This is a genomic window from Nocardioides sp., assembly GCF_036401255.1.
In the GTDB taxonomy this organism is placed as follows: Bacteria; Actinomycetota; Actinomycetes; order Propionibacteriales; family Nocardioidaceae; genus Nocardioides.
In genome coordinates this window covers 1-10977 of record NZ_DASWVI010000081.1, presented here as the reverse complement: position 1 = coordinate 10977, position 10977 = coordinate 1, and the positions used below count along the sequence as shown (strand labels likewise).

Sequence of the window (10977 nt, the reverse complement as noted above, 5' to 3'; positions counted from 1 at the left end):
GCTTGTCCTGCTGCTTGTCCTGCTGCTTGTCCTGCTGCTTGTCCTGCTGCTTGTCCTGCTGCTTGTCCTGCTGCTTGTCCTGCTGCTTGTCCTGCTGCTTGTCCTGGTCGCGCCGGGACTGGTCCTGCTGCCGGTCCTGCTGCCGGTCCTGCTGCCGGTCCTGCTGCCGGTCGCGCTGGCCGGTCCGCTGCTGCGCGGCGTCCTCGCCCTCCGAGGCAGCGCGCTCGTCGGCCCGATGCTCGCGCCGCGGCTCCTGGGCCGCCGCGCGGCTGCCGCCGCCCTGGTGCGCCTTGATCGCCTCGACGAGCTGGGCCTTCTTCATCGAGCCCGCGCCGGGGATGCCGAGGCCGCCGGCCATCGTCTTGAGGTCGGCGAGCAGCATCGAGCTGAGCCCCCCGCCACGCTTCTTCGCCGGGGCCGAGCCCTCCCCGGTCTGAGCGGTGCCGGGGTCGATGGTCTCCGTCACGTGAGGTCCTTCCCACGTATCAGTGCCCCCGGCCCGTGGCCGGTGGCTGCTGGTCAATTCCTCCTCGCCCCCGGCGCTCACCGGGAGGGGAGCGTCCGCACGGGCATGCGCGACCGAGGTCGGCACGTGTTCGAGGAGAGAGGTGCACGGTGCCGGCGTGCCGTGACGGCCACCGGCAGGTGCTACGCCGGAGAGCCCCGGCGCGGCGCCAACATACCACCGCGACCCGCGGCGGCGACATCATCGGGCGACATCATCGGGCGACATCATCGGGCCGTGGCGCGGCGCCGGCACGCCCGGCTGCTCAACCGAGCAGCGCACCCTCACGGTCGACGGCGAGGTGGTGGCTCGCCCAGCCCGCCGGACACCGGGCCGCCAGGACCGCGGCCCCGGCGGCGTCGGTGAAGGAGAGCACGGTCGGACCCGCGCCGGACACGGTCGCGGCCACGCCCTGCCCCCGCAGCTCGTCGACCAGGGCCAGGGACTCCGGCATGGCCGCACGACGGTAGTCCTGGTGGAGGTAGTCGCGGGTCCCGCGCAGGAGCTGTTCGGGCTGGCCGGCCAGCGCCGCGACCAGCAGGGCCGTGCGCCCCGCGTCCGCGGCCGCGTCGGCGTGCGGGACCGTCGCGGGCAACAGGCCGCGAGCCACCTCGGTCGAGACCGGGGTCGGCGGCACGAACACCACGACCTCCACCCGCGGGTCGACCGCGGAGGAGACCGCGTAGAAGTCGTCGTCGCGTCCGGAGATCACGAACCCGCCGTGGAACGCGGGTGCCACGTTGTCGGGATGTCCCTCGATCCGTGCGGCCAGCCGGAACAGTGCCAGGTCGTCGACGAGCAGGGCTCCGCCCGCGACCAGGCCGCGGGCGAGGACGACGCCGGCGACGATGGCCGCCGACGATGAGCCCAGCCCCCGGGAGTGCGGGATCACGTTGCGACAGCTCAGTCGGAGCCCGGAAGGACGCACGCCGAGCAGGTCGAACGCCGCCCGCATGGAGCGCACGACCAGGTGCCGCTCGTCGAGCGGCACCTCACCGGCGCCGGTGCCCGTCACCTCGACCTCGAGGCCGGAGCCGATGACCTCGGCCTCGAGCTCGTCGCGCATCGACAGCGCCAGGCCCAGCGAGTCGAAGCCCGGGCCCAGGTTGGCGGAGGTGGCCGGCACCGACACCCGGACCGGTCCGTCGACGAAGGTGGCCACGCGCGAGCCGCTAGCCCAGGCCGGCGGCCTCGGCCGCCGCGGCCACGTCCGCGTCGATCACGGTGTCGACGATGCTGCCGCCGCTCTCGGTGAACCCCTCGAGCGCCGTCACGGTGTCCTTGAGGCCGTGTCCGGTCACGGTGATCACGACCGTGCTGCCGCGGTAGTCCTCGCCGGCGGCGAGCTCCTGCAGCAGCCCGGCGATCCCCGCGGCCGACGCCGGCTCGACGAAGACCCCGTCCCGGCTGGCGAGCTCACGCTGGGCGGCGAGGATCTGGCCGTCGCTGACCGCGGCGAACCGGCCCCCAGACTCGTCGCGCGCCGCCTCCGCGAGCTTCCACGAGGCCGGGTTGCCGATCCGGATCGCGGTCGCACGGGTCTCCGGGTCGGGGAACGGCTCGCCGGTCACCAGCGGCGCCGCCCCCTCGGCCTGGAAGCCGCGCATGACCGGCTTGTGGGTCGCCCGCCCCCAGTCGGCGTACTGCGTGTAGCCGAGCCAGTACGCCGAGATGTTGCCGGCGTTGCCGACCGGCAGCAGGTGGAAGTCAGGTGCGTCGCCGAGGAAGTCGACGATCTCGAACGCCGCCGTCTTCTGCCCCTCGAGCCGGACCGGGTTGACCGAGTTGACCAGCGCGACCGGGTAGTCCCACGCCAGGCCCTTCGCCAGGCCCAGGCAGTCGTCGAAGTTGCCGCGGACCATGATCACCTGGGCGCCGTGCAGGATCGCCTGGGCCATCTTGCCGGCCGCGATCTTGCCCTCGGGCACCAGCACGAGCGGCTTGAGCCCGGCCTTCGCGGCGTACGCCGCCATCGACGCGGACGTGTTGCCCGTCGACGCGCACACGACCGCCTCGGCGCCCTCGTGCTTGGCGACCGAGATCGCGGCAGTCATCCCGCGGTCCTTGAAGGACCCGGTCGGGTTGCCGCCCTCGACCTTGAGCCACACCTCGGCCCCGGTGAGGCCGGAGAGCCACTCCGAGACCACCAGCGGCGTGCCGCCCTCGCGCAGCGTCACCGCCGCGGTGCCCTCGGGGATCTGCAGCAGGGGCCGGTACTCCTCGATCACACCCCGCCACTGGTGGGTGGGGGTGAAGCCTTGCGGGTTCACTCGGTCGCTCCCTCGACACGCATCACGGATGTCACCTCACGCACGATGTCCATCTCGCGCAGGTGCTCCACGGTGGCGCTCAGCGCCGCGTCGGTCGACTCGTGGGAGACGACGACGAGCTGGGCGTCGGCACCGCGCCCCTCCTGCCGGACGGTCTGGATCGACACGCCGTTCTCCGCGAACGCCGTGGCGACCGAGGCGAGCACGCCCGCCCGGTCGTCGACGTCGATCGCGACGTGGTAGCGGGTCAACGTCTCCCCCATCGGCAGCACCGCCCGGTCGGCGTACGCCGACTCTCCGGCCCCGCGGGTGTCGGCGAGCCGGTTGCGCGCGACCGTGACGAGGTCGCCGAGGACCGCCGAGGCCGTGGGCGAGCCGCCGGCGCCCGGCCCGTAGAACATCAGCTGGCCCGCCGCCTCGGACTCCACGAAGACCGCGTTGAACGCCTCGCGCACCGAGGCCAGCGGGTGGCTGCGGGGGATCATCGCGGGGTGGACGCGGACCGCGACGGCGCTCTGCCCCTCGTCGGTCTCGCGCAGCTCGCAGATCGCCAGCAGCTTGACGACGCTGCCCATCTCCCGCGCCGACTGGACGTCGGCCGCGGTCACCTCGGCGATGCCCTCGCGATGCACGTCGGAGGCGGTGACCCGCGAGTGGAACGCGAGCGAGGCCAAGATCGCGGCCTTGGCCGCCGCGTCGAAGCCCTCGACGTCCGCGGTCGGGTCGGCCTCGGCGTACCCGAGCTCCTGGGCCTCCTCGAGCGCCTCGGCGAAGCCCGCACCGGAGCTGTCCATCCGGTCGAGGATGAAGTTGGTGGTGCCGTTGACGATGCCGAGCACCCGGGTGACCCGATCGCCGGCGAGCGACTCGCGCAGCGGCCGCAGGATCGGGATCGCGCCGGCCACGGCGGCCTCGTAGTAGAGGTCGCGGCCGGCCTTCTCGGCGGCGTCGAAGAGCGTGGGCCCGTCCTCGGCGAGCAGCGCCTTGTTGGCGGTGACGACCGACTTGCCGCTCTCGAGGGCGGCCAGGATCAGCGAGCGGGCCGGCTCGATGCCGCCGATCACCTCGACCACCAGGTCGACGTCGTCGCGCGTGACCAGCGCGGTCGCGTCCGTGGTCAGCAGGCCCTCGGGCACCTCCACCTCGCGCTGCGCGTCGAGCCGGCGTACGGCGACGCCGGCCAGCTCCACCGGCGCGCCGACGCGCGCCGCCAGGTCCGCGGCCTGCTCCCCCAGCAGGCGCACCACCTGGGAGCCCACCGAGCCGCAGCCCAGCACGGCCACCTTGAGAGGCTTGTCGCTCTCCATTACTGATCACCCATGTCCGTTGCCAACAGGTCGTCCTCAGTCTCCCGGCGAACCACCACGCGCGCGACTCCGTCCCGAACCGCGACCACCGGCGGACGCAGCGCGTGGTTGTAGTTCGACGCCATCGACCGACAGTAGGCGCCGGTGCCCGGCACCGCGACCAGGTCGCCCGGCCGCACGTCGCCGGGCAGGAACTCGTCCTTGACCACGATGTCGCCGGCCTCGCAGTGCTTGCCGACCACGCGCGCCAGCACCGACCCGCCGGCGGAGGGCCGCGAGGCCAGCGTGCAGGAGTAGTCGGCGTCGTAGAGCGCGGTCCGGATGTTGTCGCTCATCCCGCCGTCGACCGAGACGTAGGTGCGGACCGCGCCGCCGTCGAGCTGGACCGGCTTGACCGTGCCGACGGTGTAGACCGTGCACATCGACGGCCCGACGATCGCGCGGCCGGGCTCGATCGAGAGCCGCGGCTCGGGGATGTCCAGCGCCCGGCACTCGTGCTCGACGATCTTGCTCATCTCCGTCGCCAGCTGCGCGGGGTCGGCCGGGTCGTCCTGCGTCGTGTAGGCGATGCCGAAGCCGCCGCCGAGGTCCATCTCCGGCAGCGTCACGCCGAGCTCCGCGGAGACCCGCGCCTGCAGCGCGAGCACCCGGCGGGCGGCCACCTCGAACCCGGAGGAGTCGAAGATCTGGCTGCCGATGTGGGAGTGCAGGCCCAGCAGGTCGATCCCCAGGGCGGCCTCGGCCCGGCGTACGGCCTCGAAGGCGTCGCCCGAGGAGATCGAGAAGCCGAACTTCTGGTCCTCGTGCGCGGTCGCGATGTACTCGTGGGTGTGCGCCTCGACACCGGCCGTGACCCGCACCATCACCGGAGCGCGGAGCCCGGTGTCGGCGGTGATCATCGCGAGCCGCTCGATCTCGTCGAAGGAGTCGACGATGATCCGCCCGACCCCGACGGCGACCGCTCGCCGGAGCTCGGTCACGGTCTTGTTGTTGCCGTGGTAGCCGATCCGGGCGGGGTCGAAGCCGGCTCGCAGCGCGACCGAGAGCTCGCCGTCGGAGCACACGTCGAGGCAGAGGCCCTCCTCCTGCACCCACCGCGCGACGGCGGTGCACAGGAACGCCTTGCCCGCGTAGAACACGTCGTAGGACGAGAACGCGTCCCGGAAGGCGCGGGCGCGCATCCGGAAGTCGGCCTCGTCGAGGACGTACGCCGGGGTGTTGACGTTCGCCACGAGGTCCGGGACCGACAGGCCGCCGACGTGCAGGACCCCGTCGACCTTGTGGGCGGTCGAGGACCACAGGTGCGGCACCAGTGCATCGGGGTCGACCGGGGGCTGCAGCCAGGCAGGACCGCGGAGCGCGCCGGGCGCGTGCGCCCAGCCTGCTTCGTGGCTCATCGCCGCTACATCCGCTCCGGCGCGGAGACCCCGAGCAGCTCGAGGCCGTTGGCCAGGACCGTCTGGGTCGCCGCGACCAGCACGAGCCGGGCGCGGTGCAGGTCGCCGGCCTCCTCGTCGCCCATCGGCAGCACGCGGCAGTTGTCGTAGAACCGGTGGTAGACCCCGGCCATGTCCTCGAGGTAGCGCGCGACGCGGTGCGGCTCGCGCAGCTCGGCCGCGCTGGCCACCACCCGGGGGAACTCGGCGAGCGCGCGCAGCAGCTCGCCCTCCTTGGGGTGGGACAGCAGGGCCGGGTCGAACTCGGAGGTCGACCACGTGAGCCCGAGCTCGCCGGCGTTGCGCAGGATCGAGGCGATCCGCGCGTGGGCGTACTGGACGTAGAAGACCGGGTTCTCGCTGGACTGCTTGGTGATCTCGGCGATGTCCAGGGTCAGTGGCGAGTCGGCCGGGTAGCGCGCGAGGGAGTAGCGCAGCGCGTCGGTGCCGATCTCGTCGATCAGCTCCTCGAGCGAGACGATCTCGCCGGCCCGCTTGGAGAGCCGGACCTCCTCCCCGGCCCGGACGATCTTGACCAGCTGGCCGATCAGCACCTCGATGTTGCGCTCGGGGTCGTCACCGGCGCACGCCGCCATGGCCTTGAGCCGGCCGACGTAGCCGTGGTGGTCGGCGCCGAGCAGGTAGATGCACCGGTCGAAGCCCCGCGAGCGCTTGTTGACGTAGTAGGCGGTGTCGCTGGCGAAGTAGGTGAGCTCGCCGTTGGTCCGGATCAGCACCCGGTCCTTGTCGTCCCCGAAGTCGGTGGTGCGCATCCAGAGCGCGCCGTCGTCCTCATAGAGGTGGCCCTGGCCGCGCAGCTTCTCCAGGCCGCTCGTGACGTCCTCACTGTCGTGCAGGCTGCGCTCGGAGAACCACACGTCGAAGACGGTGTTGAACCGCTGCAGCTGCTCCTGCTGGTCGGCCAGCTGCAGCGCGTAGCCCTTCTCGCGGAACGCGACGAGCCGCTCCTCCTCGGGAAGGTCGACGATCGCCGGGTCCTCCGCGACGATCTCGCGGGCCAGGTCGGCGATGTAGGCGCCGTGGTAGCCGTCCTCGGGGGTCGGCCGGCCGAGCGCGGCGGCCTCGATCGAGGCGCCGAAGAGGTTCATCTGGTTGCCGCGGTCGTTGATGTAGAACTCGCGGGTCACCTCGGCCCCGCCGGCCTCGAGCACGCGGGAGATCGCGTCGCCCACGACGGCCCAGCGGGTGTGGCCCAGGTGCAGCGGGCCGGTCGGGTTGGCCGAGATGAACTCGACGTTGACCTTCTCCCCGCCGAGCGTGTCCGTGTGGCCGTACGCCGCTCCCGCGTCGACGATCTGCGCAGCGACGATGCCCTGGGCGCCGGCGGAGACGGTGATGTTGAGGAAGCCCGGTCCGGCGATGTCCACCCCGGCGATGCCCTCGACCTGCTCCAGCCGCTGCTGGACCATGGTCGCGAGGTCGCGCGGGTTCAGGCCCGCCTTCTTGCCCAGCTGCAGCGCGACGTTGGTCGCGTAGTCGCCGTGCTCCTTGGATCGCGGACGCTCCACCGTGACATTCGTCGGGACGCCGTCGGGGAGGGTGATCGCACCCTCGGTCGACAGCGTCGTCAGGACATCGACGATCGCGGTGGAGAGCTGCTCAGGAGTCACCGGCCCAGCGTATCGGCGGCGCACTCACTGCTCAGCATCGATATCCACCCGCGGACCCGACCGACGCGATTGCGCGTCCGTCCCGCGTCGGTTGTAGGGTGACGGCGCAGCCTCGCAGTGCGGGGCGGCTGCCTCCGTAGCTCAGGGGATAGAGCACTGGTTTCCGGTACCAGGTGCCGCAGGTTCGAATCCTGCCGGGGGCGCTTCCTCTTCTTCTCTCTCGTGCCGGGCTGCCGGGCGTTGTCCGCGCACCTGACGCATCTGCTCCCCCGCCGGCCGGTGAACGACACGTACGTCAGGTGCGTGGGCCCCCGGACGACCTCGGGCGTTGAAAACGGCCGTCCCGCGCAGGGGTTACGCACGGGTACGAAAACGGCCGCATTGGTCTTGACCGGAGACGGATTTCTCGCCTCGCCCCCTCGCCAGCGGCCGGTCACGAACGCACAATCGTCGCCAGAAACCTCTCGGTGGGAGCACCGACATGGGATCAGCACAGCCGCGGCCGACGGGGAGGGACGCAGCGGCTCCGGCAACGAGAAAGCAGGACACGCAGTGAAGAAGTCCCTCACGAGGGTGATCGCATCCCTCACGGTCTGCGCGGCCGGCCTCGCCGGCGCCCTCGTCACCCCGACCACGGCCGAGGCGAGCCAGGCAGCCTCCAGGGCCGCGCGCTCGGACCGTCCGGTGAAGACGAACCTCGGGTACAAGGCGACGGTCTACGGCACCAAGGTCATCGTCGACGGCGTCGAGATGCGCAACTCCAAGGAGGCGTTCGCGCAGCAGGCGTGCACCCGCTACGCCGGCCGCGAGCTGCTGAAGAGCTCCACGCTCTCGCTGCCGGACAACGAGCTCATCAAGCTCTCGGCGGCCACCAGCCACACCCAGACCTATCTCGAGAAGGGCGTCAACGGCGTGCGCGGCGTCAGCACGATCGCCGACCTCCAGCTCGGCGGCGAGCTCCAGGGCATCCAGACCCCGACCCTCTCTCTGAAGGGACTGACCTCGGTCGCGGACGCGTACCGCAAGGCGGACGGCACCTTCGGGCACCGCGAGAGCTTCACCTTCGAGGGCCTGAGGATCGAGAACCTGCCCGCCCAGATCCCCCAGGAGCTGCAGGACCTCCTCGACATCCTCGGGTCCGCCACGGGTGACGTCGTCACCCAGGTCATCGACCTGCTGACCTCGGTGACCGGCAACACCATCGAGATCCCGGGTCTGGGCAGCATCGGCCTCGGCGGGGTGAAGTCGGGTACGGCGAAGCAGCACTCGGCCACCTCGGAGACCTATGCCCTCCGGCTGCTCGTCAACGCCACCGGCCACGACACCGTCCTGACGCTCGGCCGCGCGCGGACCGCGCTCTACGAGCCCGTCCCCGCCGGGGTCTTCCACTCGCGTGCGATGGGTGTGGAGATGTTCGGCGGCAACGACCTGCTCCGGATCGGCGGTCTCCAGGAGCAGGCGCTCAGCTGCTCGGGCACCAACGGCAAGACCCGCACCCACAACGCCGGCGACTTCCGGCTGCTCGGCGGGCTGGTCAACCTCACGGGGGTCCAGTACAAGCTGATGGGCGACCAGGACCGCGACGGCTCGGCGCGCGGGTTCATCGGCAGCAACATCGGCTCGCTCGAGATCCCGAGCCTCGGCCTGGTCATCGACGAGATCACGTCCAAGGTCGCGATGCGCAAGCCCGCGGACACGACCAAGGTGCGGCGCACGATCTCGACCCGCCTGGCCCGGATCGTGCTGAACGGCGAGGAGCTCCCGCTGCCGAAGCCCGGCGAGATCGTCGACCTCGGGGACAACAACATCCTCCAGTACCGCGTGGTCAAGCAGAACTGGACCGGCGCCGAGGTCAAGGCGCTGCGGCTCACGCTGCCCGGCCTCATCCCGGGTGGCTCGATCATCGAGGTCGGCTGGGCGGGCGGTCACATCAACCCGAACTGACCCTCTCGGTCGCGACGATCGGGCGCTGCAGCTCAGCAGCGCTCGATCGTCGCGTCGTTCCGGGCCTCGTTGCCGAGCCGCCGCGCCTGGGCGACGGAGGGCAGTACGACGCTCGCCCCGCCGATGTTGCCGATGCCGCCCTGGACGACACAGGTCGTGATCTTCTTACGGTCGACGTGGGCGACCGCCTGGGCGAAGCGGAACAGCTCGGCCGGCGAGAGGTCGGTGTAGAGGTGCTGCATGACCGTGAGCACGCCGCGCTCGAGGAACCCGGGCACGTGGGCGCGGGCGGCGACCTTCGCCTGGATGCCGCGCAGCACGCGCTGCTGGTTGGCGGAGCGGTCGAAGTCGCCCCGGATCAGGTTGTGCCGGATCCGTGAGAACGCCATCGCGTCGTACCCGCGCAGGTGCAGGCGCCCCTTCTTGAACCCGTTCGGCTTCAGGTAGGTGTCGCTGAAGGCGACCGGGTTCACGACGTCGATCCCGCCGATGTCGTTGACCATGTCCTCGAAGAACGGGAAGCGGCTCACGAACACGTAGTCGGGTTCGATGCCGACCAGGTTGCCGACCGCCCGCCCGAGGAGCTGGGGCCCACCGAAGTACAGCGCGGCGTTGATCTTCTCGTTGCCATGACCCGGGATCGAGACCCAGGAGTCGCGCGGTACGCCGATCGCGGACGCGGCGCCGGTGCGGGTGTTCAGGCCGATCAGCTGCAGGGCGTCGCCGCGGGAGCGGGTCATGTCCTGACCGGGACGGGCGTCGGACCCGACCGCGAGGATCCACACCACGTCGGGGGTCAGGTCGACGCCGGCGGCCCGGTCGACCTTGACCAGCGCGACCTCGGTGCTCTTGACCGCCGAGTCGGGCACGACGAACGCGGCCAGAGCGAGCACCAGGCCGAGCGTGCCGAGACGGATGGTCCGATGCAGGCGGCGCATCACACGGCCCCCTTCGTCATGTCGTAGCCGAAGACGCGCCAGCCGTGGCCGGTGGGCGTCAGGTAGAGGCGGCCCTGGACGCGGACGTCGCGTTCGACCTTCCCCGTGGTGCGGAACCGCAGCACCACCCGGGCGGTGACCCCGACGGCGTGCCGCCGGACCGCGAGCACGTCGACGCGGACCTGGCTGCGCCGGGCCTCCACGCCGTCGATGCGCTCGCCGATGTCCTGGTTGCTCATCAGGCGCTTGTCCCGGTGCGCCTCGTCCTTGGCGCCGGCGGTGAAGCCGGGCCAGGAGTCGGAGAAGTCGCGGCGCGGGTACCGACCGCCCAGGTAGGCGGCCTGGACCCAGCCGTCGACCACCTCCCCGACGTGCTTCGCGAGGCGCCGACGCGCGTCGCGCGGCAGGGCACCGGTGATCTCGCCGATCGTCACCTCGGTGCGCACCGCGGGGGTGCTCGGTGCTCCGCTCGGCGCGGCGCCGGGCGGTTCGGGCTCGTCATCGCCGCCTCCGCTGCAGGCGCCGAGGCACAGGGCCAGCGCCAGGGCGGCCAGGGCCGCCGCGTAGGCTCGTCGTACGGATGTGGTCATGTCTTCCCAACCCTCTGGGGTGCTGATGGACGGCAGTGTCCGCGACCGTGAGGCGGCCCGGCGCACACCACGCCGGTCACTGCCGAGACAGTCTGCAATTGCTGGTCTGGGGGACTAGCCTTGGCGACTGGAACACTCCCCCGCGCACGTATCCGGAAGAGGCGAATCAACCCGTGCCGCAGTCCCCAGGCAGTCATCCCGACGTCCCCTCCACCCAGCACGAGGGGCCCGACTTCGGCGCCAACGAGTGGCTCGTCGAGGAGATGTTCGAGCAGTACCAGCAGGATCCGGACAGTGTCGACGCGACCTGGGCGGCGTACTTCCGGGCCAACGGCAACGGCAGCAACGGTACGACG

Annotated in this window: 10 protein-coding genes and 1 tRNA gene; 3 read left to right on the top strand and 8 right to left on the bottom strand. The window is 71.6% G+C overall.

From position 1 onward, the window contains the following. The 6 genes from VGD85_RS03885 to argS form a co-directional block, all read right to left on the bottom strand. A partial coding sequence (locus VGD85_RS03885) for a Rho termination factor N-terminal domain-containing protein (RefSeq protein WP_331062136.1) occupies positions 1-466 on the bottom strand: 466 nt, incomplete at its 3' end. A gap of 304 nt (positions 467-770) precedes the next feature. After that, positions 771-1667 carry a homoserine kinase gene (thrB, locus tag VGD85_RS03880; protein WP_331062135.1) on the bottom strand — a complete coding sequence of 299 codons (897 nt, stop codon included), beginning with the start codon at positions 1665-1667 and terminating at the stop codon, positions 771-773. Positions 1668-1677: 10 nt separating this feature from the next. Beyond that, positions 1678-2775 (bottom strand): threonine synthase, encoded by a 1098-nt coding sequence (thrC, locus tag VGD85_RS03875; RefSeq protein WP_331062134.1) that lies wholly within the window; start codon positions 2773-2775, stop codon positions 1678-1680. Next, positions 2772-4082 (bottom strand): homoserine dehydrogenase, encoded by a 1311-nt coding sequence (locus VGD85_RS03870; protein ID WP_331062133.1) that lies wholly within the window; start codon positions 4080-4082, stop codon positions 2772-2774. The genes thrC and VGD85_RS03870 overlap by 4 nt, the downstream gene beginning before the upstream one ends. Beyond that, on the bottom strand, positions 4082-5479 hold the full coding sequence (gene lysA / locus VGD85_RS03865; RefSeq protein WP_331062132.1) for a diaminopimelate decarboxylase: 1398 nt from the start codon (positions 5477-5479) through the stop codon (positions 4082-4084). Before lysA ends, VGD85_RS03870 begins: the two co-directional genes overlap by 1 nt. Positions 5480-5484: 5 nt before the next feature. Further along, entirely contained in the window at positions 5485-7149 is a 1665-nt protein-coding gene (argS, locus tag VGD85_RS03860) for an arginine--tRNA ligase (protein WP_331062131.1), read from the bottom strand. Positions 7150-7279: 130 nt separating this feature from the next. Between argS and VGD85_RS03855 the strand changes: the two genes are divergently transcribed. Together VGD85_RS03855 and VGD85_RS03850 are read left to right on the top strand one after the other, a co-directional pair. Beyond that, positions 7280-7352, top strand: a tRNA-Arg gene (locus tag VGD85_RS03855). 349 nt (positions 7353-7701) lie between these two features. Further along, positions 7702-9093, top strand: a complete 1392-nt coding sequence (locus tag VGD85_RS03850) for a choice-of-anchor P family protein (protein ID WP_331062130.1) — start codon at positions 7702-7704, stop codon at positions 9091-9093. A gap of 32 nt (positions 9094-9125) precedes the next feature. Here the strand turns inward: VGD85_RS03850 and VGD85_RS03845 are convergent, their stop codons facing one another. Both VGD85_RS03845 and VGD85_RS03840 read right to left on the bottom strand, forming a co-directional pair. After that, positions 9126-10031, bottom strand: coding sequence for an LCP family protein (locus VGD85_RS03845; RefSeq protein WP_331062129.1), 906 nt, complete (start codon positions 10029-10031; stop codon positions 9126-9128). Further along, on the bottom strand, positions 10031-10621 hold the full coding sequence (locus VGD85_RS03840) for a hypothetical protein (RefSeq protein ID WP_331062128.1): 591 nt from the start codon (positions 10619-10621) through the stop codon (positions 10031-10033). Before VGD85_RS03840 ends, VGD85_RS03845 begins: the two co-directional genes overlap by 1 nt. A gap of 173 nt (positions 10622-10794) precedes the next feature. Here VGD85_RS03840 and VGD85_RS03835 point away from each other — a divergent pair. Next, the coding region (locus tag VGD85_RS03835) for a 2-oxoglutarate dehydrogenase E1 subunit family protein (RefSeq protein WP_331062127.1) at positions 10795-10977 on the top strand (183 nt) is incomplete at its 3' end.

What these genes read in the sequence shown, in the direction of transcription:
- lysA (WP_331062132.1), bottom strand. Translation starts at nt 5,479, where the DNA reads ATGAGCCACGAAGCAGGCTGGGCGCACGCGCCCGGCGCGCTCCGCGGT.
- VGD85_RS03870 (WP_331062133.1), bottom strand. Translation starts at nt 4,082, where the DNA reads ATGGAGAGCGACAAGCCTCTCAAGGTGGCCGTGCTGGGCTGCGGCTCG.
- VGD85_RS03845 (WP_331062129.1), bottom strand. Translation starts at nt 10,031, where the DNA reads ATGCGCCGCCTGCATCGGACCATCCGTCTCGGCACGCTCGGCCTGGTG.
- VGD85_RS03840 (WP_331062128.1), bottom strand. Translation starts at nt 10,621, where the DNA reads ATGACCACATCCGTACGACGAGCCTACGCGGCGGCCCTGGCCGCCCTG.